The sequence below is a fragment of the Gimesia alba genome (assembly GCF_007744675.1).
GTDB lineage: Bacteria > Planctomycetota > Planctomycetia > Planctomycetales > Planctomycetaceae > Gimesia > Gimesia alba.
In genome coordinates this window covers 462,720-487,451 of the sequence record NZ_CP036269.1, presented here as the reverse complement: position 1 = coordinate 487,451, position 24,732 = coordinate 462,720, and the positions used below count along the sequence as shown (strand labels likewise).

22 protein-coding genes are annotated in these 24,732 nt (G+C 49.1%); 6 read left to right on the top strand and 16 right to left on the bottom strand.

Annotated elements, in window-relative coordinates; all coding sequences use genetic code 11:
- The first annotated feature begins 725 nt into the window (after positions 1-725).
- Together Pan241w_RS01860 and Pan241w_RS01855 are read left to right on the top strand one after the other, a co-directional pair.
- Entirely contained in the window at positions 726-1,382 is a 657-nt protein-coding gene (locus tag Pan241w_RS01860; RefSeq protein ID WP_145210104.1) for a helix-turn-helix domain-containing protein, read from the top strand.
- A 332-nt stretch (positions 1,383-1,714) separates the two neighbouring features.
- Positions 1,715-1,951: a helix-turn-helix domain-containing protein gene (locus tag Pan241w_RS01855; RefSeq protein ID WP_145210101.1), complete on the top strand. Its 237-nt coding sequence runs from the start codon at positions 1,715-1,717 to the stop codon at positions 1,949-1,951.
- Positions 1,952-2,406: 455 nt separating this feature from the next.
- Here Pan241w_RS01855 and Pan241w_RS01850 read toward each other — a convergent pair whose 3' ends face one another.
- The 6 genes from Pan241w_RS01850 to Pan241w_RS01825 all read right to left on the bottom strand — a co-directional run bounded on the left by Pan241w_RS01850 (position 2,407) and on the right by Pan241w_RS01825 (position 10,216).
- On the bottom strand, positions 2,407-3,516 hold the full coding sequence (locus Pan241w_RS01850) for a virulence RhuM family protein (protein ID WP_145210098.1): 1,110 nt from the start codon (positions 3,514-3,516) through the stop codon (positions 2,407-2,409).
- 82 nt (positions 3,517-3,598) lie between these two features.
- Positions 3,599-7,171, bottom strand: coding sequence for a DNA methyltransferase family protein (locus tag Pan241w_RS01845; protein ID WP_145210095.1), 3,573 nt, complete (start codon positions 7,169-7,171; stop codon positions 3,599-3,601).
- A gap of 108 nt (positions 7,172-7,279) precedes the next feature.
- Positions 7,280-7,507 carry a type II toxin-antitoxin system RelE/ParE family toxin gene (locus Pan241w_RS01840; RefSeq protein ID WP_198000268.1) on the bottom strand — a complete coding sequence of 76 codons (228 nt, stop codon included), beginning with the start codon at positions 7,505-7,507 and terminating at the stop codon, positions 7,280-7,282.
- Between the two features lie 164 nt (positions 7,508-7,671).
- A complete protein-coding gene (locus tag Pan241w_RS01835) occupies positions 7,672-7,842 on the bottom strand; it encodes a hypothetical protein (RefSeq protein ID WP_198000267.1) in 171 nt (56 codons plus the stop codon).
- Between the two features lie 121 nt (positions 7,843-7,963).
- Positions 7,964-8,161, bottom strand: coding sequence for a hypothetical protein (locus Pan241w_RS01830; protein ID WP_145210089.1), 198 nt, complete (start codon positions 8,159-8,161; stop codon positions 7,964-7,966).
- Between the two features lie 21 nt (positions 8,162-8,182).
- Positions 8,183-10,216, bottom strand: coding sequence for a type IV secretory system conjugative DNA transfer family protein (locus Pan241w_RS01825; RefSeq protein WP_145210086.1), 2,034 nt, complete (start codon positions 10,214-10,216; stop codon positions 8,183-8,185).
- A gap of 122 nt (positions 10,217-10,338) precedes the next feature.
- Here Pan241w_RS01825 and Pan241w_RS01820 point away from each other — a divergent pair, with 122 nt between their 5' ends.
- On the top strand, positions 10,339-10,530 hold the full coding sequence (locus tag Pan241w_RS01820; RefSeq protein ID WP_145210083.1) for a hypothetical protein: 192 nt from the start codon (positions 10,339-10,341) through the stop codon (positions 10,528-10,530).
- 91 nt (positions 10,531-10,621) lie between these two features.
- Here the strand turns inward: Pan241w_RS01820 and Pan241w_RS01815 are convergent, their stop codons facing one another.
- Complete coding sequence (locus tag Pan241w_RS01815) at positions 10,622-11,518, bottom strand: replication-relaxation family protein (RefSeq protein WP_145210080.1); 897 nt, start codon at positions 11,516-11,518, stop codon at positions 10,622-10,624.
- 89 nt (positions 11,519-11,607) lie between these two features.
- Here Pan241w_RS01815 and Pan241w_RS01810 point away from each other — a divergent pair, with 89 nt between their 5' ends.
- Positions 11,608-12,762, top strand: coding sequence for a toprim domain-containing protein (locus Pan241w_RS01810; protein ID WP_145210077.1), 1,155 nt, complete (start codon positions 11,608-11,610; stop codon positions 12,760-12,762).
- On the opposite strand, the gene Pan241w_RS01805 is transcribed toward Pan241w_RS01810, so the two are convergent.
- Both Pan241w_RS01805 and Pan241w_RS01800 read right to left on the bottom strand, forming a co-directional pair.
- A complete protein-coding gene (locus Pan241w_RS01805; RefSeq protein WP_145210074.1) occupies positions 12,759-13,106 on the bottom strand; it encodes a type II toxin-antitoxin system PemK/MazF family toxin in 348 nt (115 codons plus the stop codon). The genes Pan241w_RS01810 and Pan241w_RS01805 overlap by 4 nt on opposite strands.
- Positions 13,103-13,321 (bottom strand): hypothetical protein, encoded by a 219-nt coding sequence (locus tag Pan241w_RS01800; RefSeq protein ID WP_145210071.1) that lies wholly within the window; start codon positions 13,319-13,321, stop codon positions 13,103-13,105. The genes Pan241w_RS01805 and Pan241w_RS01800 overlap by 4 nt, the downstream gene beginning before the upstream one ends.
- A 67-nt stretch (positions 13,322-13,388) precedes the next feature.
- On the opposite strand from Pan241w_RS01800, the gene Pan241w_RS01795 reads away from it, so the two are divergent.
- On the top strand, positions 13,389-13,691 hold the full coding sequence (locus Pan241w_RS01795; RefSeq protein WP_145210068.1) for a hypothetical protein: 303 nt from the start codon (positions 13,389-13,391) through the stop codon (positions 13,689-13,691).
- Between the two features lie 256 nt (positions 13,692-13,947).
- Here Pan241w_RS01795 and Pan241w_RS01790 read toward each other — a convergent pair whose 3' ends face one another.
- The 6 genes from Pan241w_RS01790 to Pan241w_RS01765 form a co-directional block, all read right to left on the bottom strand.
- Complete coding sequence (locus Pan241w_RS01790; protein WP_232107327.1) at positions 13,948-15,432, bottom strand: replication initiator protein A; 1,485 nt, start codon at positions 15,430-15,432, stop codon at positions 13,948-13,950.
- Positions 15,433-16,067: 635 nt separating this feature from the next.
- A complete protein-coding gene (locus Pan241w_RS01785) occupies positions 16,068-16,994 on the bottom strand; it encodes a ParB/RepB/Spo0J family partition protein (protein WP_198000266.1) in 927 nt (308 codons plus the stop codon).
- Positions 16,903-17,763 carry a ParA family protein gene (locus tag Pan241w_RS01780; RefSeq protein WP_145210060.1) on the bottom strand — a complete coding sequence of 287 codons (861 nt, stop codon included), beginning with the start codon at positions 17,761-17,763 and terminating at the stop codon, positions 16,903-16,905. The genes Pan241w_RS01785 and Pan241w_RS01780 overlap by 92 nt, the downstream gene beginning before the upstream one ends.
- Before the next feature lie 307 nt (positions 17,764-18,070).
- A protein-coding gene (locus Pan241w_RS01775) for an IS3 family transposase (RefSeq protein ID WP_390620971.1) occupies positions 18,071-19,170 on the bottom strand; the annotation gives its coding sequence in 2 pieces (ribosomal slippage) (positions 18,071-18,906 and positions 18,906-19,170; 1,101 coding nt in all).
- A gap of 666 nt (positions 19,171-19,836) precedes the next feature.
- Complete coding sequence (locus Pan241w_RS01770; RefSeq protein WP_145210057.1) at positions 19,837-20,865, bottom strand: DUF1559 domain-containing protein; 1,029 nt, start codon at positions 20,863-20,865, stop codon at positions 19,837-19,839.
- Between the two features lie 135 nt (positions 20,866-21,000).
- A complete protein-coding gene (locus Pan241w_RS01765) occupies positions 21,001-21,432 on the bottom strand; it encodes a hypothetical protein (protein ID WP_145210054.1) in 432 nt (143 codons plus the stop codon).
- Between the two features lie 539 nt (positions 21,433-21,971).
- Here Pan241w_RS01765 and Pan241w_RS01760 point away from each other — a divergent pair.
- Positions 21,972-22,520: a GNAT family N-acetyltransferase gene (locus tag Pan241w_RS01760; RefSeq protein ID WP_145210051.1), complete on the top strand. Its 549-nt coding sequence runs from the start codon at positions 21,972-21,974 to the stop codon at positions 22,518-22,520.
- Between the two features lie 1,380 nt (positions 22,521-23,900).
- Here the strand turns inward: Pan241w_RS01760 and Pan241w_RS01755 are convergent.
- A complete protein-coding gene (locus Pan241w_RS01755) occupies positions 23,901-24,317 on the bottom strand; it encodes an integrase core domain-containing protein (protein WP_232107326.1) in 417 nt (138 codons plus the stop codon).
- Positions 24,318-24,732: the final 415 nt, after the last annotated feature.

Genomic DNA, 24,732 nt, shown 5'->3' with positions numbered 1-24,732 from the left:
CCAATTTTCCCCCGCGATCCCCCTTTTTTGAATTTTCTTTTATTAATCTCCCATAAAACAAGCGAAAAAACAAGTCACATTCATCGCGGGGGATTGGGGTTCAGCGGGGGGATTTTATTAGTCGGACACTTCTTGATTGTGGCAGACAATCAGCAAATCATGCTGTTTTCGGCCTTGGAAAGGCAAGTGCTCGCTGACTGCAGCAGTGGGCACCGGATGAGTTAGATCCGATGCCCGTGCCAGTGCCGCTGTTACATCGCGGAGAATGACGACACTGACTCGCACACATTACAGGTGCACCGGCGTTGTGGTCAAGCAGTTGTTCGCCGTGGAATACTCCAACACCAAAGGAGATGTCCATGGACACTCAGCAAAGAACTATACCACGTGGCCGAAGCTCTCGGCCTGACCCCCAACCTTTGCCATCGACAAGCGGAAATGGCGATCAAAAGCCCCCCCGTCCACCTGTCATCGTGGCGGGAGAAGGTGGAATGTTTAATCGCGAATTTATTGAAGGATATTTGCGCAGCCTTCGGGATTCGTTAGCCGACAGTGCTTATGGAGGAAGTTCTGAAAAAGATTCGGAATTCATGCACTGGTCACGTTAGATCGCCTGACACGCCGGGGGCGCTTCGAGTTTGAAGCGGCCCCGTTTTTCTTTCTATAGCAGTATCACAATAATGCTCTGCTTTAAAACCACGTAATTCACACAAGGGATAATCACAATGGTAAAATATAACAATACACAACATATTGAACAGTTAATCTGGGCCAATCATGATGGAAGCCGGTGGAATCATGATCCGCTAGATCCGGATCGTGCTGCGCGTCTCAGCAAAGAACTCAAACAGGCCGTTAGCGAAGATTTGAAAAATCGACTTGAAATTGGCCTGCATTATGCAAGCGATTACTCTGAACGTGAGATCGCCATAGTTGTCGGTAAAAACCCGTCAACCATTCACAGAACGATCCCGACAGCAATGCGATTACTGCGCGTGTATTTCTTAGTTACTCTGATAGGAGAGTGGCTTGATAAATATGGTGCCTGCCTGCTTTCCATACAGTCTGCTAAAACTATCAACTGGGAACACGATGGTTATTTCGTCACCCCACAACACCATCATTCCCTGCGGAAACGTCCTGGTCGGGAACAACTCCTCCGGCTTCTTAAACAGCAACGACGACTGCTTGAATTAGCAGCCGACCTGGAGGCAACCAATTCCGTACCCTATGTCGCTTGCTGGAAAGAGAAGCAAGCCAATCGCTGGTGCGTTGATTTTCCGCTGTATTTCAAAGACCGCAGTGCCGCAATCGCATTCGCCAAGGACAATAGTGTGAACTTCATTTTCCACATCGCTTCCAGTGAAAACGAAATTTTGTAATCAGGGAACAAGCGGATTGATATAATCTCTCCTACCTTGAACTCTCTCTGAATCTGAAACAGGGCGGCAAATTAATTTGCCGCCCTGTTCTCTTTAGCTTTCTTCAGAACCTACTTTTTTCGAAGCGCCCCACTTCAGTGGTCGAGGGTGATTGTATAGGTTTTTCCTTCTTCTCTTCTTCAGGTCCCTTTGAACCACCGTTTGTCATGTCTTTCTCCATTTCTAAATTTGAGTGCCAATAGCATTTTCCCATTTCAGGATATTTCCTATTTTGGGATACCCTGCCCAACTGAATAGTCTGCTGCAACTTGAAATTAAAAAAGAGCAGGCTAATGAAGAAATCTCGTTACTCTCAAAAATACTCACAGCTACTAAAAGCTTTAAAAGAAGCTAGAAAAGAAGCCGGGGTAACCCAAACCACGGTAGGAAAAATATTTGGGGCTCACGCTTCTTTTGTCTCTAAGTGTGAATCAGGGGAAAGAAGAATTGACGTGATTGAACTGGCGGCATTCTGCAGGATCTATAACGTACCGCTCGCGGATTTTTTACAACGAATCGATCCTTCATAAGTATTGACTGAGTCTCGGCCCCATCCAGATTATGTGAAGTTGACGGACCTTGGCCGCATAGACCTGGCGCGTGCTGCGAGATCCTAGAATGGTGTTGGTACGCTTGAAAGAAATCTCCTCCAGCAACTTCGGGCTGCTCATCGCGTTTGTATTGCCTGGCTTTACGGCCTTGTGGGGCGCGTCGTACCTGTCGCCAGACGGATCCATCTGGGTTTCTGGACCGCCCCGTTTGGCTGGGGTGATGCCGGCCTGCTCCTGCTCGCCGTAATCCTCTACATCGGATCCGCGACACACTTCGCAATTTTTACGAGCGCGTGAGCGACTTGCTCGCAACCAAACGTCCTGAGATGATCGACTGCGAGCAGACAATCGAAGCGGGCAGTGAAATCAGCCAACCCGTAGACAGGTAAAAGGTCACAGAAGACTGACTCACAAGCTCCTTACGATCGATTGAGTCAATCTTCTTTCTTCTTGCGGTTTGTTTTTTTCTTGTTAGTTTTCGTGTTTGTTGTAGGTTTTTGGGCAGGGTTTTTCTTAGCCACTTGTTCAATCTTCTTTAGTTCATCCAGTGTTTTCTCAAAGTCCTGATCAACAGGATGAGGGAGTGCAGCTTGTTGTTCTTTGTAGCGGTCGTATTCTGCTTCTGCTTTCTCTTTGGCGATTTCGTGTGAAATCTTGCCTGCATGACTGAGAACTTCACGGTCGGAAAGACGCAAAAAGTCGTCGAGCTTTTTGATCCAATCCGTCATATACATCGGCTGCCGATTCATCGCCTGTAATTCTGCGAATTCCAGATAGGCAGTGACAGTTCGATTCAGGACTTCAATTTCTGCTTCAGTGAGATAATTTTTCGCAACGCTCACTTCTGTCTTACGGGGCTTCGCCCCTTCCCAACTGGTCAATCCCATGTTCGGTTTCGTTGCATCAGCACGGCGATGAATGACTTCAGCGGCGGTTTGGCCATGAGCTGCCCAATGCATCTTGTTCTGGATCGTTTTGAAGAAGAGAGTTGAGGTTTCTGTTTGTGGGTCGTAATCGATGCTGGTTGCATAAATATCGAGAACCTTTCGCCAGAAGACGCGTTCAGAAGAACGAATATCTCGAATGCGTGATAGTAATTCATCAAAGTAATTACCGCCCCCCGCTCGCTTGAGTCGTTCGTCATCCATCGTGAATCCCTTAATGAGATATTCACGCAATCGCTCGGTTGCCCAGATGCGAAATTGCGTACCACGATGCGATTTGATGCGATAACCAACGGATATAATGGCATCCAGATTGTAGTGATCAACCTGCCGGGAGACTTCTCGTTTACCCTCTTTTTGAACTATTAAGTATTTCTTAATAGTTGCCTCAGGAAGAAGCTCCCTTTCTTCGTAAATTGCTTTGAGATGCTGATTTACGTTCGGAATTGTTGTCTGAAACAGCTCCGCAATCAAGCGTTGAGGCAGCCAGACGGTCTCTTCTGCCAGACGGACTTCAATCCGAGTTTGTCCATCTTCTGTCTCATAAAGCAGAAAATCTCCGGGATTATCAAGTATTGGGGCTGGCAGTTTATCACTCATTGATCACACTCTACTGTTTTTTTAATTATAGTTAAGTACTTATAGATAGTTTTATCAGTGACGACACATGCAAACCAGTGATTTATTTCGTAATAGTCACAATCCGCGTGCGAACCCCCGTTTTGCGAAACGCTTCTGAACTATTGAAGGCGTCTTCGGGAAGTTGTTCTGATTCCCCACCGACTTCATTCAGCCAGTTCCGAAATTCTGTCGCCTGGCTGTCATTCCGAAAGAAGGGGCCTTCGCTCATAATGGCGACCAGTGTTCCGTGGGGTGCAAGCAGACTGAAGGCATGGCGAACGTGTTCGATATCCAAACTTTTTTCAAAGGGTGGGTTCATCAGAACGCGATCATATTCGCCCTGATGTTCCAGAAAATCTCCCCGATTGACATTGTGCCCTTTCGCTTCGAGAACATCGAAGAGTGTGCCATTCAATTCGATAGCGATCACTTCAGTATCAGGATAATGCTGACGAAGTATGTCGAGAATATCGCCTTTTCCAGCGGAGGGTTCGAGGATACGGTCTCCTGGTTGAATATCTGCCAGTTCAAGCATTCGAGAGATAATTGTTTTCGGAGTGGGAAAGAATCCACCCAATTTGCGACCAACGAGAGCGTGTTCTGCTTTCAATACGGGATCATCAGCTTGTTTCTTTTGCAGATGCGGCACCAGTTCCCGGAGCGCCATGCGTAGTTCAGGAAGTGTGTGAATATTGGCTGCACGGAGTCGTTTAAAGTCGCCGAGCGAGTGCTCAAGCCATTGGACATCGATACCGACATCTTTGCAACGAGTGCAGAAATCGGAAAAACGTTCGATCTCATAGTCTTCTTTGAACTGAATAAAATCTCCTTCAGCAGGAATCCATTTTTTCATTCTCTGTGCCCGTTGCTTGACTCCCTTACGATTGACTGCACGGGCAATCACATCTGTGAAATTGCGTTTATAGATATTGGGATAGGGGAACTCTGTGAAATCCGCGTCTTCGATATCCATTGGGCGGTGATCGAGTTCTTCAACGGCGTTGTGCCGATCCCAGATCCCCATTTCTCCTTTTTCGCTGAGGAGCAAATCGTTTCGCTTTCGTTTTGCACGTCGAAGGACTGCAATCAGAGTCGCAAGCTGAGTCTTGGTTCTGATGCCATCGAGATAGATTGCCTCTCCTGAAGCGAGAGCAGTAGACAGACTCCGCAAGGTTCCCGCGAAAGCAATATCGACATAAGCCCGTCCACGAATGCCGGCTGCCATTTCTGATCGGCGAACGGTATTGGTCTGCCGGTCTTGTTGCAAAGATTCGTTCGCGTTCTGTTCAAGATCATCTGCCAATTGAAGAAGTCGTTCACTGGCGGTTTCAATCTTCCGTGTTTTGCGGTCTGCCAGTTCATCGCTTCGATCTGCATTGCCATGCAGGAGCGACTGGAATTTCTGTGCGGATTCTTCATACTTGAATTGGAAACCGGCATCATCCTTCTTGAAACTGGACCACCAGCCTCCCAGTTGTTTCGCCTTGAATTTCAGGTCGCTGAATGTAGCACGATCCACGCGCTCATTCAACTGACAAATCCAGAGCGGAATGTTTTGGCGAGTATGAAAACCCTCTTTGATGGTGATCTCTAAGCCCAAGAGATCTCCCGAGAATTGTTCGACGGTTGTTGGCTTTTTGTTGGCACGCTGCAAACGTGTTTGCTCTGCTCGCAATCGATCATATTGGATCAACTGCTCATGACTGAGATGAGATTCTCCTTTTCGATCAATGAAGTACCGGAACTCAGCGAGTGTTTCCGGATTTGTGAGGGATTTTTCGCTTTGTTCTATCGTGGCCTTTCGTTCTTGAACATATTGCTGAATGTCTTCATCAGTCAATGATTCCACCACCTTACGAATGGCATCTTCGTAAGATTCTCCCGAGAAGGGTTGATAGGTGACGATGTTTTTGAGGGTGTATGCCAGCGACATCGACCGAATAATCGCCTCACCATTCTGCTGTTTTGTGTTCCGTCGGGCATCGAGGCACCCAAATCGATAGGCCAGCACCTGTAACGCTTTTGCATTCTTGTCAGCAAGCAGCTCTGCAATCAACGCTTCTCTGCTGGAGTTCAGGCGTGAGAAATCGGCTTGAAGTTCAGACGCCGATAAATCTCCAGAATCGAGACGTTGCAGAAATGCTTGAAAGTCATCAAATTGATAGGGCCGGTGATGTTCCGTGAGTGATTCCACACCTTTGCCGTGGGAATCACGAGACGGGGTTTCGCCGGAATCCAAATTTGATGATGAGACGCGGTTTATCTCAGTTTCTTCCTTTTCTTGAGGCGTATTCTGTGTATTTGCTTTCTCAATCACTTCCGAAAGTGGGAATACGTCGTCAGAAACAGATTCGACTGCGGGATAAATGCTGCCGATTGCGAACCACGTTCCCTCACTTCCTTCTCGGAATGAAACGCGGACTTCCCGGTTTGCATGAGAGATCCCAACCACCTTGCCGATTTCCTGCTTGTCGCGACTAAAAAAGGCTTCAACCGTGTCACCTCGTTTGACAGTAAATCGGTGTTCGCCTCCATCGACATGATCGCCAACTCGATCCACGGTGAGCGTATTCCGATCCTCATCCGGATCAGGCCAATGATAGAATGGGGTTCCCTCAAAATTGTCTTGTCGATCAGGACGAAGAAAGAGCGGACGTTGAAACAGAAACCCTGGTTCGCCAAACTCGGTTTCAACGAGAGAGACATTGCCTGATTTTTGCAGGGCGACTAAAACACGATGGACTGGATTCGCCAGTGGGGCAGTAGAGTCGATCTCTGTAAACCCCATGTCACTGCGAATGTCTGACAGGTTCACTGAACCGACACAAGCAGAGAGATATTCGAGAATGCGACGTTTCAACGTCAGAAGATTATCTTCGACAGAATGCTCATCAGAGGATGAATCAACTGGATCTTTTTCTTGAAGAACGACATCCGGCTCCACAAACCCGAAGAGACTCGTCTCAAAATGCTTTAACATTTCATTGCGAGTGTGCCGTTGTGAATCGCTCCCACCCGCATCAATGTCTGCACTAAAGAATTTTTTGGCACGATCTATAAACTGATCCACACAAGCTTCGCGGGACTCATACTCCGCCCAGGGAGTAGAATTCCCTCTCAGATCTCCCACATGGTATCTCAAATCCGTACGAAGTGCCCAACGGTCCGAGGGTAACGGCGCAATTTCATACTCTGCCGAGGCACCTCGATCTTTTGTCTGAAGCATGCGAACTCCCTCACTGGTCTCCTTTGCCGGATCACGGACCGTTGCCGCCCACTCCTCATGCTGCTGAAGCCGCTCATCCAAATCCCCGGCAATGACTGATCCCGCTGGTTCTTCAGACGAATGTTCCGCTGATGAGTCACATTGTTGATCAACGTCCTCTGTGGAGCCCTCCTTGCCCCCGGAATCGGTTTCCGGTCGTGCAGACTTCAAAAAGTTCCGGTCATAACTTTCAGGAACAGTTTCATCGCCTGCCGTCAAACATCCATTCTGAACGGCCCAGCGAAAATCTTCCCGAATTTCGTCAATCACTTCCCGTAATACATGAACTTCCTGAGCTAGCAACTCAACCGTATCCTGCAATTCGGAAAGGGATTCTCCCGTGTTGTGTTGGCCGTCGTTAGAAGACATGGGCAACAGCGTGCCAGAAAACGATCATGGCATCAAGAAGCTGTCCGACCTGGGAAATGCCCCGCTAAAATAGCGACATGGAGAAACAGCATCGCAGCAAAGCGGCAACTACTGGATTTTGTTTAATTCGTCTTGCTGCAAGGCAAGCCGGGCCGCATGGCGAACGGTTAGCACAAACACGATTTGTTCCCGAATCGTAAAAACAATCCGAAACGGACCGTACAAGGCCTGACGGATTTCTGCTTTGACAAACTCGTTCTCGGGAGCCAGTCCACAGGCTTCCGGAAAGGTTTCGAGACCGGTCAATTTTTGTTCAAGATCGGGCTTTCCAGGCACTCGGATCTGCCGGTCCATGCTTGCGGATATAAGCGTAGGCACTTTTAATGTCCGCTTCCGCCCGGCGTGAAAGTTCCACTCGAAATGTCATGCTTCGTCGAGTTCGGACAGGACATCACGAAAGGGACGGGTTCGCCCCGCATCGACGTCAGCCAGCCCTGCCTCTAATGCTTTGAGGGAAGCTGCCAACTCCTCATCCGTACCAACCCCAGCATATCTCGATAGATCTCAATCGACATGAGGATGTACTTTCGCCCTTCCTCGTCCACTTCCACCAGTCCGTGGTGTTCGTCGAGGGCATTCCGCTGTTCTTCGGTGAGTCGTGGTTTTAACATGGTTTTAGTATAGCAGAAAGTGGCACATTCTGTCAGCAAAAAAGAAACACTTTCTCCCACTCCCTGATCTCCCAATCCTCTTCTGTACAAGGAAAAAATGTCACTCTACAGATCAGGGAGGTTATTCCACGGTTTCGGAACGAGCCATTGCTTCCAGCTGTTTTTTAAGCCGGGCACGAAATTCTTCAGTAAACGGCGGCAACCCTTCGATGACGCTATCTCGCTCAACCACTTCCAGGATCAATGCATGACGTCGGGCCGAGTCCCGTAAAAAGGGAGAGGCTTCGCTCAATGTCTTACCGGTTCCGAAATCTTTCATTCTCCCATTCTATCAATCATCTCAGTCCGCAGCGACAGAAGTTTTTTGATTGCGACCATACCGCTGACGGGACGTTCTGCGGATAATTTCCAGACGTCGCGGGTCACTGGACTGTTGCGGGGGAAGCGTCTCCATCGAGAAGGGTCGGCTGGGCATTCCGTCGACTAGCAGCCGCACGTAAGCCCGATACTGGGGGAGATTTACCAGATCCTGAACGGCCAGATGATTTCCCAACTCAGAAGCCAGAATTTCCGCATCCCGGGCCCCCACCTGAAACGCCAGCAGACTTCCGACATTTCCCCAGACCGCATGACGGGTCCGTTCTTCTATCTGGTCCAAATACTGATTGGCAATAGTGAGGCTCAAACCATACTTCCGGGACTCGGAAAGAATGGTTGCAAAGGATTCGGTTACAAAATTCTGAAATTCGTCCACATAGACATAAAACGGTGTGCGGTCGGAAGCATCCAGTTCCGCACGACTCATGGCAGCAAGCTGTAGGCCGGTTACCAGGAAAGAACCCAGCATGGTGGAGGCGTCTTCTCCGATTCTCCCCTTACTCAGATTGATGAGCAGGATCTGTTCCCGGTCCATGACAGTCCGCAAGTTGAGTTTGTTCTGCGGTTGTCCCAGAATCCCACGCAGAATCGGATGCGATAGAAATTGCCCGACTTTATTTTGAATAGGGGCCACGGCCTCCGCTTGAAACTGCGGCTTCCATTTCGCAAATTCCTGTTCCCAGAATGCACGCACCACTGGATCGCTGGTTCGATTCACCATCTGCCGGCGATAGGCTCCGTCGTTGAGCAACTGTAGCAAGGAGGCCAGGGACGTTCCCGGCTGTTCAACCAAAGTCAGCAAAGCATTTCTCAGAATATACTCCAGCCGAGGTCCCCAACTCTCGCCATACAGTTTCTTGAATGTCGATAGCACTCCTGAAGCGACCAACGGTCGCTGCGTCTCCTGCAGGCATTCCAAGGGATTATAAGCCAGGGGAGTCGCTCGATCCCCAGCATCAAACAGTATTACTTCATTCGTACGCGACCGGGGGACAGTGGCTGCCACTGCCTCGCTCAAATCTCCGTGCGGATCGATCAGGCAAATGCCTTTTCCCGCTGTGATATCAGAGGCTAGCAAATTCAACAACAGCGTTGACTTCCCCATCCCGGTCTTCCCCACAATGACCAGATGGCGCAGACGATCTGCGGGCCGAATACCAAACAGCTCAGACCGGTTGTTGTGAGTCGTCTTCCCCAGCACGGCTAGCTCTTGTTCCTCTCTTTTGAGGGGAATCCGTACCGGTGCCGGCAACTGGCGACTCTCGACGGTCGCCAGCGTGGGAGAGCAGACCTGAACCGTAGCCGGATGCCAGAGTGTGGCCAGTTCCGGAGTCGAGAGTACCATCGAACGAGGAAACCACGACGATCGAAATGTGCCCTCTGCTTGAAAACGTCCCAGGGCAGCGATCAGATCGTCCCGCTTTTGGCGAAAGAGGGAACACGAGGCATCGCCAGTAGAGACTTCAACCGCCAGTCTCACTAAAAACAGACGGCGATGGCAACGTTGTTCCTGATCACAGTGTCTCTCAAGTAGACGTTTTCGCCAAACTGGACACGGTTTGAACTGGATGCGAACGAGAGCAGCGATCGCGCTCTCAGCAATGGTCGCCAATACACCCGACAATGGATCGGCAAGCAGTCGTTGGTCCTGGTCTGTAAAATCTTGCCAACTGCGTAACCGACTGTTTTGAGGTTGCAGAAAGAGCCAGCAACGCCTGAAACGGGTTGGGGAATCAACGTCATCCGTGCCCCGCACCAGATGGCTGTCTGGATAAGCAGCCTGCAACTGCTGCTGGAAGCGAGTCAGTAAGGACTGGGAGGCGCGACAAGCAAGCATGACCTCCCCTCTTCTTCGCTCGATTCGTAGTTCCACATTGCCAGCGAATAGCTGGCCTGTGAACAGGGCATCCAGAACCTGTTCCATGTATTGGGGGCCGCGCGGATTATCGGGGGGAACGGAAACCGTCAACAACATCTGCACCAGTTTATCAAACATTTCCGAGACACGATGATCTCAAGCTTACCGTCCCGTTTCCCCGAGAAACTTTCGGCTGTTTTGGCTCAGATAAGCCAGATTCTCGGCCTGATTCACCCAAGTGGTCTATCAAGAGGTCAGCGATGCCAGGCGAGCACGCCAGCGAGCGTGCGGACCATTTCTGGAAACGAGCCCTTCCCGGTCTGATGAGACACCACCCCGTCACGTCTGGGAAACCGCTCGGGGGTGGGCTTGCCGTGGCCTGCCCCGTTCACCGCAGTCCCGAAAGTCAGGCGGGAGCCAACCGGCATCCACCACAAATGCCGGTTGATTGAAAGGCCCGCGAGCATGTGGCGTGGGAGAGCGCAAGCCCGGACTTCCCCGGTACTTCAGTGGAGTTGGCCTGCCGACAAGGGCCCGAGAATATCACACTTCAAAAGTCGCGGCCATTTGGTGTTTGGGCTGGTTGCGTTGTGGGCGATCCTGAGAAGAGGTTTGCGGAAGCAATCCTCGCTGCCGGTCGCGATTATCGACCAGGCAGACTTCATTGAGCGGATTGCCACAGGACAGAAACGTCGGCAGGTGTGTTCCCAGAAAGACCGTACGACGGGGATTGGCCATCACCTGTTTCGCCGCCTGCATGATGTGATCCAGACGTTCTGAGCTGCGGGTTGTGACAAACAGCACCACATAATGTTCCGGTTCAAAAGGATCAATGGTTCCCTGATGCTGATCATAGCCGCGCAGTTTACTTTCAATGGATTCTACCGCTTTATTGCTGCGGATCCGTTCTGTGCTGTTATCCAACTCCACTAGGTATTGAAATCTTTTGCCTTCCGGTGTTACCAGCTGAAATCCGCTATCCGGAAAGAGCGTTTTGTCACCAGCCTGGATTTTCAGTGTGTTTTCCCGGACCAGATTTTTGACGTGCACTCCCTGTTTGTGAGCAGCTACCAGCAGATGCACCAGAAATTCTCCCAGTGACCGGGTATGCCCATGATGATTTTCGGCAATTACTTCAAAATACCGCCGGCGCGGCAATTCCGCTTGCACACCGTGTAACCTTTGAAATCCCGATCGGGTCAACTTGAAATAATGGGGCGTTCCCACACCAGTGGTCGCATAGGGCCAGGCTTGCAGATAGCCGGCTTCTGTCAGTTTTTGCAATCGCCGTTGCAGTAAACGTAGTTGGGTAAACGGAGCGACAAAAGTCTGACTCAACTTGAAAAGCTGCTGGGCCGTCAGGGGATGGCAGTCGAGATAGAACAGAATCTCTGTATCCCGCTCCGTCAGTTTCAGAGTCGTTTTCGTTGCGCGTCGCATACAGACAGCTTACCATTTCCCGGACCGTTTGTTTTCCATTTTGGATTGTGAATTCACCTCGCAAGAAGTTTACACAGGGAGTTGATGAGTTGATCCAGCAGACCTCGCTGGAACAGGTCTTGAGTCATTTTCATCTGCCGCTCCCCGACCAAACCACGGGCGAATATCGAATGCCCTGCATGTTCAATGAAAACTGTGCGGAAAGCAGTTATGGTTCGCTGACCATCAATCAGAGCGATGTGGCCAAACGGATTTTCTGCCACTCCTGCGGCGTGCGGGGAAATCTGCTCACACTTCTCTGGGGACTTTCCGAACATCGCCCTCCCACGAGTGGTAAACTACGAGGGGACGAGTTTAAGGAAACCGTGGCTCTGCTCAAAGAGATTCTGGGAGACGAACCACACGAGAAAGAAATGTCTGAGCAATCAGTCCCAACACAAACATCGTCCGCTAAAGAACCGGCATTCAACATCCCCCTACACGACTCGGACAACGAGCGGGCCCGTGACCTGGTCACGCTCCACGAAACTTTGATCGTACATCCGGACGAAATGAATCCGGACGCGGCCGCTTATTTTCGGAAACGCCCCTGGCTGACTCCCGATATCGCCCGCCGCTGGCGGATGGGTTATCTGCCACATTCGGCCAAGAGCCTGCTAAGGGGCCGGATCGTCTATGCCTATCCCAACGAACAAAACGACATCCTCACCTATTTTGGTCGCGATCCCGCCTATGACCGGAAATGGCAAGCATGGAAACAAAAGGGCGCCCGTGAAAAGAACAAACCGATAAAGCACCGTTTTGTCAAAGGCTTTCAGCGGGGACTTGAACTATTTGGCCAGAATGGTGCACAGCGGTTATCAGAAAACCGGCTCCAGGAATCACTGCAGCAACTGGGGCTGGCAGTGGTCGAAGGTCCCAATGACGTGATTCGCCTGGATTGTTTGAATGTGGGGGCCGTCGGCCTCTGCTCCAACCAGGCTACCAATGACCAGATTGCAAAAATTGTCACTTTCGCCAAGCAGGTCGCCCGAGGTCAGGTGGTCCTGCTTCCCGACTGTGATCCAGAAGGAGAGGCCGGCTTTAAAGAGTTGCTCTGGAAGCTCAACGAACAGCCAGACATCAGTGTGAAGCTGGGCTGGTCCAGTGGCATGTATGGGGGGCAATTTGCGGGGCGGCAGCCGGAATCTCTTACTGACGAAGAATGGAACGAATACCTGCGTCCCGCATTGCTGCAGACTTAAAGTCCGAGGGCCGCCTTCAATGCTTCATCTACGTGCTGCATCACTTCATCTGACAGACTTCCCAATGTCCGCGTGATCAATGTTTGTCGCACAGTAAACAGATGCCGCCCCAAGACACAGGAAGACCCATGTAGGCCGGAACCGGCCCCCTCAGACGTAGTCGGATCCACTAAAAAATGCGTCCGTTCCTGAGCATGACGAATATTACCCGTGATCATGGCCACTATCGTGTCCCGTAATCGGGCATTGTCCACATCATTCTGGACAACCAGAGCAGGTCTCAGTTTACTGGAACGTCCGTCCGTATAAGGAAAATCGATGAGGACAATCTCCCCACGTTTCATGCAGAGGGACGCTGGTAGCCTTCAAGCAAGGGATCGTCGTTGTCATACTCGTTCAACGACTTATCCACCAGCTGGGTCACGACTTCAGAGGGAAGAACTGACCGATACTGTTCATAGAGATCCGCGCGCATAATGACCACGTGGATCCCATCCTCCGTGATTTGAATGGTTTCTCCTTTTGAGAGTGCCTGCTTTTCAGTATCGGTCAGTTTCATAGTGCTGCTTCCGGAAATGATTGTACAGAGTTTTCAAAAAGAGTCAATTTTTGATGTTTGGGAAAAGGTGTCAACAGCCTGTCAGCCACTCGACAGGAAATCCCTGATTGATGCCATTTCACGGAATCTCCCGCGCGCGGCTGCCGCCTCTCGGCGGCAGTGGGATGCCCACCGAAGAACGGGGCGTCTGATTCATAACAATTCCGATTCAGCACAAGGCTTCCGACAACGTCGGGGGAGACAGGGGAAGCGCTGTGAGCCCGTTGCTCGACGGGCGGCGGTGTCGCCTCCGGCGTGGGAAGCGGCGTGCGGCACACCACGAGCGTCCGGACCGTTTGACTGGCCCGACTCAGATCAGCGTCGGAAATAACTTCCTGCCCGAATTGGTCTTCATAGTCTCACGTCCGGATGTACGCGAGGTCCCCGGTGCAGCAGCCCGTCGATCTTGATCGCAGGAGTTGTCGGAAGCGGGGACCTCGCGGGCAATCGTCCCGCGAGTGGTGTGCCCTCATACGAGGGGATTTTGGCTCTGTCAAGCCAACGACGCATTCCTCTCTGAGGATCGTCGCGGTGATCAGACGGATGATCAACGATATGATCACTCACATGAGCACTCTTCAACAGCGTCAGCTGTCTCGTTTGGCCAGCTCAGCCAAACAGGCCATCATCACCAGGGGATCATCGTACTTTCCCTGTTCGATAAACTGTCTGACCGTCCGGCTGCAGGTCTGCATGACTGCCTGACGGATCTCATCCCGATCCGCCTCAGGGAGTTGGTTCCACTGAGTTCGGTACTTGTCCTGATGCTGTTTTTCCTGCTGACGTTGACGTTCTTCCTGTTGTTCCTGAATATTTTGTGCTTTTTCTTGCTGCTCTCGTTGTTGCCGCTGGTTCCATTGTTGGGCCACGTCGTTCCAATAGACCATCGTCGCTCCAAAGGCACGGGCTTCCGGAAACTGCACCCGCATGGCTTTGATGACACCGGGTAGTATCTGCTGAACCATTTCGAGTCCATATTGTTGAATCACATGCTCAGCCTGCTGCCGTTCTTTGACGGTGGGCTGATGCTGTTGATTCCCGTTCCAGCTCTGATAGAAGTCTTTGATCATATTTTCGGCAGCATTAGGTGCCCTCTTTGGCGAGGAGGTGGGGATACGCGATTCCGTTGTCGTCTGTTGCGCTCCAGATCGCTGAAACTGAATCTGCCAGTTCCCTGGTCCCAGTTTCTGATAGCGTTCCGATGGCGGCAATGGATCGATGAATCCCGGAATCTGTTCCAGTTCACGGACGCCGGTTGCCAGACGTTCCTTGATCTTGCCGATATGCTGTGTCTCTGCCAGCCCCAGATGGCTGGCAAACATGATCAGATCCATCTCAAACTTCGGTTCTTCGGACAGATGCTTATCCAGAAAGCGATACATGCGGCGAGAAATGGGCCGTTGGAGTGAAAAAAACTGGTCGGTATTCAGAGTACGGACATTGCCCCGCTGAATATCGGCAAAAACTTCCGACGCCCACTGAAACCAGCTCGCTTCCCTGCTCCGCTCTCCGCGTCCCCGCACCTGTTTCGTCAATTGATAAGACTCCAGCAGCCCGGTGGTGAACTCTTTTTCAAAGGTTCCCGCTTCCGTCGACCAGGAGTTTTCATATTTGAGCGTGAGTCCGGTCAACCGATCCAGGGCAATGGCCAGACGCTGGTTGCTGCTCCCGTTGTGCGGCCACTTCATCAGATCGAAGAGCTCGCCATTGCGGAATTTGACCCGAGGTTGCGAAAATCCGTTTTTGATGCGAGTGAGGGTCAGCAAGGCGACCAGCACTTCATCTTCCAAAGGCGTCGGAAAACCGTGCTTGGAAGCGGTGCGTCTGGTCAGCGTCCGAGGGACGACTTTTTTCAGATCTTTGTCGAACGCTTCAATTTCACTCACCAGTTCATCCGGTCGTCCCCCATTCTTGTCCTTGGGCTGCTGGTGCTGCAGGACGGCGATCGGAAAATCGATCAGGTTCAACTCATCCCGCCCCCGTTCATGGCTCGGTTCCAGCCGTTGACTGGTTGCAACATCGCTCATCCCCAGCAGACTGCCACAGGAAGCCGATTGCGCCAAGTGGGCCAAAAACAATCGATTCGCGCAGTGAGTGTGTGAGTGATTAAATATTTTTTAAAACACACTCACACTACAGAGTCTCCCATTAAGTCGATGACTTCGTGTTTACCGGTATTCCAACAGCAAAAGTGGAGGTTTCCAGATTCCGTTTTGTCTGTAAGAGAACAGAAAAAGTCCTTAACTGATCGAATTTGCGTCCGTAACTCATCGCCTGCGGTCTGTAACCCGTCGGCTTTCGTCCGTAAGACATCAAGAGGCTTGAGTTATGTGGAATTCAAGCCGGAATCCTCCAATGAGTGGCGAAAAATGTCCGTATGTGGTCTCAAATTGGTCTGTAAGTGATCGGTACTCTCCAACAAGCTGAAAAGATTGGCTGACTGTTGCTGAAAACAGGTATCAGACCTTAAGAATTTTGTCCTTAGGCCATCGCGCAAAATGTCCGTAATCGATCGAGGTTTTGTCTGTAACCTATCGAGAAATCAGATTGACAAACGAGCGAATTTGTTCGCTGATTTGTAGTTCACTAAATTAGTGATTGTTTGAAGTATCAAAAAGGAAGCAGGGAAGCAACCTGGAAAGAAAATGGAGTTTCCCCGAAAAACATTTTGATTGTTGGCTTTCGTAAGCCAAACACGCTCACTGATTCACTGTAGGTCTGCCGGATCGGAAGACCGTTCGATGATCTGTTTTTTAACTTCCCGTAACGTCATTAGCAGATCGGTGTCAGAGACGCGTTGTTTGCGATAAGTAAAAAGCACTGAACCTGTTTTGGTTTCAAATTTGCGACGGGTGACTGGTGCCCCCGGTTGTTTGGGTTGGCCGTTTTTTTGCATGTAGCGGCTCACCAGTTTTTCCGTATCGAGGGCCGTTAGCTCCTCACGCTGAATCCGTTTGAGCAGGCGAATTTGTCCTTCCACATCTAGGCGGGCCAATGAGTACAAGTGCCGACGGCTGATGCGACCACTGGTATCCTGACGTGCCAGGCTTTGCACTCCTTCGTCTAGATCCAGAATCTTCAGGAGTTTGGAGATTTCTCCCTTGGATTTACCGGTCTGCCGGACCAGTTCCGTCTGAGAATAGCCATTGGCGTCACGCAGGATTGCTAAGGAATCGGCCAGTTCAAAAGGATTCAGATTCGAGCGCTGCCAGTTCTCCACGATCTGTTCCAGTAACACCTCTTCCGCTTTGGGCGTTTTGACCCAGCAGGGAATTTCCGTCAGATGCGCTGCTTCGGCAGCCGTATAACGACACTCACCGGCAATAATTCTGTAGCGATCTTGAGCTTCGATATACTGCACACTGATCGGCTGCAGGATCCCCAGCTGCTTGACCGACTTCGTCAGTTCTTCCAAGTGAGCAGGATCGATCTTACGTCTAGGCTGGTTGGGATCGGGCTCAATTTTTTCAATCGCAATCAAAAATGCCCCTTTGAGTCGCCTGCGTCCCTCGGTACTGTTCCCGACATCCGCTTCGATCGGTTTAAACGGCAGTGAGTCCGTTTTTTGAAACGCGGCGCCGGCGGCGTCTTTTGCTGCTTTGTGCTTGCCGGATGCGGGTTTCGACTTCGGCAAAGAATTCCCGTGCGATGCGGGCTTCTTTGCTGTTTGGCCGGCGGAGGTTGACGGGGACGGCATGAGTAACAGCTTGTTCATAGCCTGCCCAATCAGGGATCATTATGTCAAAGGCTTTTTTGCCGTAGCGACTTCTTAATTCGTCTGAGTAGATTTGATGGTATTGTCGACGGGGTTTGATGCGGGAAATGAGATACCCCAGCAGTTCCAGCCGGGAATTGTGTCGTTGTTTGACATAATCAACCGCCTGCGTCACTTTTTCCACTCCCTGAGCGCCCCAGTCAGCGGGCTCCAAGGGCACAATCACAAAATCCGAGGCCGTTAAGGCTGCAAAGCCGGTCAGCGATAATTTCGTAGGACAGTCAAACAAGATGTAGTCGTAGTCGCCTTGAACCTGCTGTACCAGATCTACCAGACTGAACTGCAGATCAGCCTGCTCCCACTCTTTCTGACTGGCGACATCTAACGGCTGCAGGGCCGAATTCGCGGCGATGAAATCGATGTATGAGAACTTGGATTGCTGGATGATTTGCGTAGGATCAATGTCTTGAGTCGGATCGAAGAGAACTGCGGAGCCGAATGAAGAATTCTGATCGGGCCCCTGCATTAAATTACGTGTTAAATTTCCCTGCTGGTCGAGGTCCACAGCCAGAACTCTTCTCCCCTGCTCTTCACAGTTTCCAGCTAAAAGCCAGGTGGTATGGGTTTTGCCGACACCTCCTTTGAGGTTGATCACAGTAATTGCCTGGGCACGTTTGAGAGAGGGCATGATAAAAGATTACCAGTTTGTCTCTGGTTTCGTCGAGCTAAACAACATCTCATTCATATATAAACACCGTTCATTTGGAAAGAATGCTCAAGTTACTTCTAAATGCGAAATATCCTTGAATGCATACTGACTTCAAGCAACATCACTAATCGTAAAAAACAAATGGAATGATATAGAGAAATCTTGGTGTTATGTAAAAAGCCGTAATTAAAATATCAGTTGTTCAGAATGCTTAGAAATTTAGTTATAATCGATTGACCTTCCCCCCAACCTTGAGCCAGTTGGAACGTTAGAAATCCAATGTAAATCATCCTCGGCGCGCCGAGGATGATTTTTTCGCAAACTCCACCGGGGTCAGATTTCCCAGTGAGCTATGTGGGCGGTTTTCGTTGTAGTCCAGCCGCCACTGGTCGATTTGTTCCTGAGCATCTGCCAGGCTTAAAAACCAATGCTGGTTTAAACATTCCTGGCGAACCCGTCCGTTGAACGATTCAATATACGCATTATCCGTCGGTTTTCCAAGCCGACTAAAATCCAGAGTTACCTTGTTGAAGTAAGCCCACCAGTCCAGGCTCTTCGAAATGAACTCAGGACCGTTATCCACGCGAATCGATTGAGGACAGCCCCGAACCTCTTTGACTCGCTCCAGAGCTGCTACGACATCATCCCCCGTCATCCGGGTACCGACCCGAATGGCCAGACTCTCACGACTAAAGTTATCGACTAACGTTAACAGCCGGAATCGCTTCCCGTCAAACAGTTGGTCGGACATGAAGTCCATACTCCAACTCTCATTAGTGCAGCTGGCTTTCGGTCGCGTTACTCGGACCTGACAACTTCGATTCCGCCGTGGACGTTTTCGACGCATTTGTAGGCCTTCTTCGATATAAAGTCGGTAAACCAGCTTATGATTTACTTTCCATCCTTCACGCAACAAGAAAATATGTAACCGCCGATAACCGAAATCCACACGGGTACTGGCAAGATCACGTAACCAGATTCGTAATTCGGCCCGCTCGTCTCGAACACTTTGGTAACGGTGGCTAGCTCGCGGAAAGTTCAAGGCTTTACAAACACGACGTTCACTTTCGGCATAACTGACTTGCAACCGTTTCACCACTACTCGACGACGATCGGACCTCATACCTTTCCCTGGACAACATCCTGCAACATCTTTTTATCCAGGCTGAGATCGGCTACAAGCTGTTTCAGCTTTTTGTTTTCTTCTTCGAGTTGCTTCAGGCGGCGTACTTCAGCGACTCCCATTCCGGCAAACTTCTTTTTCCAGCGGTAGAACGTTTGTTCGGAGATGCCCATCTTGCGCGTCACCTCAACGACAGCGGTTCCTGACTCAGCTTGCCGTAGTGCAAAAGCGATTTGTTCCTCTGTGTAGCGTTTTCGTTTCATAGATCTGGTCCTTTTTAAAATGAAAGAATAACAATATTTCTCACATTCCGCATGGATCAAGAAACGGGGGCAAGGTCAAAATCACCAGGGACTCAATCATCAGATCATTGAAGCAGGAGAGGAAGTTGGTCAGAGTGCTGGAGAGATTGATTGTCGCGAACGGCTTGGCGGCCTGCTGAACTATTACTATCGCAAAGCGGCATAGTGATTCTGATCATCTCATTCTGTTTCTTCTGCGATCACAGTGCGCGCATTCTATTAAAATTGCACTTGAACGCTCTCAGCTTTATCAAAATAGGTAACAGTCGGCCGAGAATTGATTGTCTCAACTGAGTAGAAAGCTAAATCGAGAAAGAGTTTAACGCGCGGCTGAATAAATTGACCCTACGGGGGATGAGTAAAGCAGAACTCAATTGTTATAAAGTCGAATGTGGTTGCGAAAGTTGGTACGCAGCATGTTCAGCGGATGATGCAAAGAGGAATCAAAAATAATATGAAAAGAAATCGCCCCGTGTGATAGACGCTCGGGCTCATTATGAATTTTCAGACTCTCTGAAAAGGAAACGATTCCGTCCTGATTCATTGAAATGCAACGGAAAAAAATCCTCCCCACCAGGGCTGATGGGGAGGCATGAATCAATCGAAACAAAAACAGTCCTCGGCGACTTAGAACTCACCTAAGGTTTCACCACCTGCTTTTGTCACTAATGCTTTATTGATTCCCAAGTCCAGGTTTTCACTGACAAAACGGACAGATCCGTCAGTCAATAAACCGTGAGCTCCCCCGACATGAGAACTGCTCCAGTTGGTGCAGCGGGTATCGTCGGCACCATTGCCACCTGCAACTTGCTCAGGATCGGCATTGATTGAAGAGGTATGAGTGTCAATGGATCCCAGTGGACTGATCCAGGCAGCACATTTATTGATTTCAGACGGAAATTTCTTACTGAAATTCCAGTGATGATTTTCATAAATGGCAATCGTATTTGAAGTACCATCGACAATGTCGCGAATTCGGGCCGAACCGCGGTACCAGAAAATCCCCCCGACGCGACTGAGATCATTGTGGGTAATGTCTCTACCAGCATCAACCCAGGGTGCACCATTGGAACCGGTATCACTACAGTCCTTCCAACCAGTCCAGATGTAACCCATACTGCCAACATAATCGGTTCTAGCAGCCTGAAGTGCCCGCGAATTTCCACCGCTACCAGAAAAGCTATAGTGCATGGCAGAAGAGGTCAGCTTGGGCTGTGGGTTACTGGGACACAGGAGAATCGGAATCGTGGTTATTCGGGCAGAATCATTCGAAACGCTGTCCATGCCCGGGAAGGACGAAGTAGATCCCGAAGTATTGGTGATGTCATCAAAATTCATTTGATTATACAACGGCGCCTGGTCCATAAATGGCAGCGTCATGGAAATCCAGGAAACCGAACAGCCTACCTGTCCTGGACTGCGAGAGGCATCATAATTATGAGGAAAAATTCCATGAGTATCATGATAGTTATGAATCGCAACACCCAACTGTTTCAAACTGTTTTTACAGGTAGATCGACGGGCTGCTTCGCGTGCCTGCTGCACTGCAGGTAAGAGTAAAGCAATTAGAATGGCGATGATGGCAATCACCACCAGCAGCTCAATCAGAGTGAATGCGCGTGTTCGCATTCGTAGCTTCATAGATAAATTTTTCATTGAATGGTACTCCTGAAAAAGTAAAAAAAAGAACTACTCCTAAAATGCATCCTTTAAAGCTGAACCGGTACCTACTTAAAATAAAGAAAAAATCGGCATCTTAAAACATTATATTAAACCGGAAAAATTGTGCTGTTAAAATTCAATATCGACGACGTTTTCACCCTCTTTTACGGTGGCACTCTTGGGAGTTGTCATCTTAGAAGTATACGATTTTGGAAATGGTAATTTTGCTTTATTGGGATCACCACCACTGGCATAACTCTCTTCGCTGGGAGTCACAGATAAAACAACTTTATATGTACCAACCTGAGCTCCCTTTCCCCCTTTGGGATTGCTCACTTCATAACTGCCGTCTTCACCTGAAACACCGATTGCGGGAATCCCATCTTCAGCAGGGACAAACGAAACGCAAACATCCTTGATACCTTTTCCATCTTTTTTGATGGTCCCCTTGACCGGATGTAAAGTAGGAGCATCTTCCACACCACCACAGCCAGAAACTCCCAAACAAAAACAAATCAGAAAACACAACAGGAGGCACGATCGAAGAAAGAAATGATTCATTTGTTGGGCCCTTTCTCACATCATCATGAGATGAGAATTCAATTCAAAGTTGATAAGAAATTCGCTTCACAAAACGTGACTCTATTCCCACTTTGGAGTGATGGTTTCAAACCTCAAACACATATTAAGCAAATTTAAACATAAAAATCACGCAATATTTCACGCCAAAAGAAACTGTGGTGGAGTTTGTGATACAAATTGAAACATGATTGAGTTGCTTGTTGGTGGTATCGTCAACAAGCAAAAACGTAGAAATGGTTTCAGTGCGTACACACATAATTTATGAATAGCTATTTTTTGATATATGCACAACCAGTCAATTCTAGCAATGGCATTTACAAAATGTCAATCCTTTTCCGGGTTGAATGAATAATTGCGTTTTTTTAATGAATCTTACTTTAAGAACATATAAGCACATGAGATCGCCTGCTTAGTAGAATGTCTCTAACAGCCTGAGGCAGGAATCGGAATTACAGTCGTTTCTGAATTGCTGAGTAAACCTCCAGGTCGCCATTCAGGGACGTTACTTTGACGACGTAATGGGAGCAACGTTCGCAGAGCGGTTGCGTTCTGTTCTGATTGGAATTTCGATCAGAACAGAACGCCTGCTAATCCGCCGATTCACTTCGACTGACTCTAGCGGCTATCTGCGATTTATGCTTGACGATGGCTCAACCCGGTTTCTTGCCTTCGACGAAGAACAGACAACGGAGGCCGGTGCACGGGCGTTGTTTAATTACGTAATTGAGAACTACGATTCACCCGATGTTGTGCACGCGTATGCAATTGCCGATGCAAACTCGGATGCATATGTCGGGTCGTGCGGCTTCGCACCTTATGACGATGCTGTCGTCGAATGCTACTTTACAATCAATCCAGAACATCGAGGGAACGGGTTTGCTGTCGAAGCGACAAAAGCCCTTGTTGCTTCTCTGTCACACTTGGTCGAAGTCCGAGCCTACTGTCATGCCGATAATGTCGCAGCACACTGTGTTGCCCGGCGTTGTGATATGATCCCGTTGGGCTCTGGTCGAAATAAGAATCCAGGACTTGAAGGTTTAGTATTCGTTACACGAAAGGACAGATAATCATTAAGGCTTTGACATCGCGAGCGTGCAAGCGGAAGTTCAAGCTCTTTGTTCAGAAGCCCGGTGGGGTAGGGCGGCGGAAGTCACTTGGTGCCGTATGAGAGAAGATTGTCAAAGGTCACAACGCGGCGCGATAGCGGTCGGCCGGTGAACGCGTTTGCCACCGATTTTTCGAAAGCAACCTAACATGGCAAACCCCAAGCAACTTCCGGCAAGCGATCACGGATGCGCCGAAAACTCGTGGGCACCGTTTGATTCCTCAGGCACACTGTTTGACCACCCATTGCTCAGGCTCCTCACTCGCCTGGCAAACTCATCCCTTTTTACCGAACCAGATCAGATTCCTGCTGAACTCGACGTGATTTATTAGAATGGGTGTGCTGAACTAGGAATCGTAGTTGGAACGTCCATTAATTTCGGAGACCTTAAAGATATTTGCTCATCAACGGCTGGTGCAAACGGCAATCTTCTGATGTTCTCCTTTAGTCTATAATCAGAAACGTGAGAGACTGTTTTGGGAATAAACATTATGGAATTGAATGTATCTGCGTTTGATACGATTGGTCTGTGCAAACAATTTCCTCTTGGAGCACTACAAGCCGCTTCATTGAACCGAGGTGCAGGAGTTGACCTTTGGTCAGCATCCAGAGAGTTGCCATTGCATTTTTTACAATAGAAGTTATGTGATTGGGGAGTATGCTGACCAAGCACTCTTTGATAGCTTCTACAGACTACCCCTTTTACAGGTTCGAAGCATCTTGATCCTACGCAACCGGCAAGTGGCAAAAAAAGGAAAATTCCCGTGATCACTCTCAATAACAAATACAATTTAAAGCTCCAATATATCCGTATATTTTATAAGCTTAGGATTCAATCCAGAGTGACATATGGATGCAAGAACAGTAGTCTGCCTGCTTATTTGTCGACATTTTAATCCAATGGCCTTAAGAATTATTACAGAAAATTAAACAAACATTTGACCTTTCCCCGTTTCCTGATTCATGCGGAATGTGAGAGATTTTGTTATCTTGTATTCAGGAAAAGGATCAGATCTATGAAACGAAAACGCTACACCGAAGCACAAATTACATTTGCTTTACGTCAAGCAGAATCAGGTACTGCGGCAGCGGAGATTGTCCGAAAATAGGACCGATCATCTGGCTAAGAGCATGCTTCAAATGACTAATATTGTCCCCGTATGGTCAATTAATTCAGCCGTGCGATAAAATCTTTGATAACCTGGCTTTCTAATCAGTTGATACCATCCATTCTTGACTGACTTTCATCCTACGCTGGTAAGATAGGAGAGTTTCGTGCTGAATTTCTGTGAAGTTTGCGTACTGTGATCGCTGGAGAAACTGAATGATATGATCAAAACTACTACGCCGCTTTGCGATAGTAATAGTTCAGCAGGCCACCAAGCCGTTTGCGACACTCAATCTCACCAGCGCTTTGACCAACTTCCTCTCCCGGTTCAATGATCTGATGATCGAGTCCCTGGTGGTTCCGTTCTGTGTGATAATGAGTCAGGTATTCTGTAATTACATTTCTTAACGAGTTCTCCCCAAAGAATATCATTCTGTCGAGGCACTCTGATTTGAGTGAGCGAAAGAATCGCTCAATAAAAGCATTCAGATTAGGAGACCGTGGTGGCAAGACAATCGGCTTAGTATCTGACTGGTTTAAGATCATTTGAAATGACTCAGAAAAAGTCGTGTCTCGATCCATGATTATTTTTTGCATCTCACGCAAAAACCCTTCGTCCTCATCTGACAGGTTTCTGGCGATCTGTTTCATCCAAATTTCGTGTGGATTCATTGTGCAACCAGCAAAATGCGTTCTACGTGTCTTCAGTTCGATTACAAACAGCAAATAGAAAGTCACAAGGCCACTTTTCGTCCAGACTTCGTAACCGTTTCAGGAAATACACGGTCTATCAACGGGCATCGCGATATTTTTTCTTTTGAGAGCCAACAGAGGCTGAACTGAATAACTACCAGTTCATCGACGGCAAGTGTAGTGGGCTTCCGGCTATTACTACCGCGGACAAATCGCGGACAGAATTGGAAATTTTAAGGCAATTTATCTACAACGGCATCGCAGTGTAAAATCAACACATCTTTCTGGCATCAACGTAGTTACAACGTGAAAGCAGCATTTTCCCAATCTCCCATTTTTAGCTTGAGGGGCTAGTGGGAGTGGGGGTAATCCG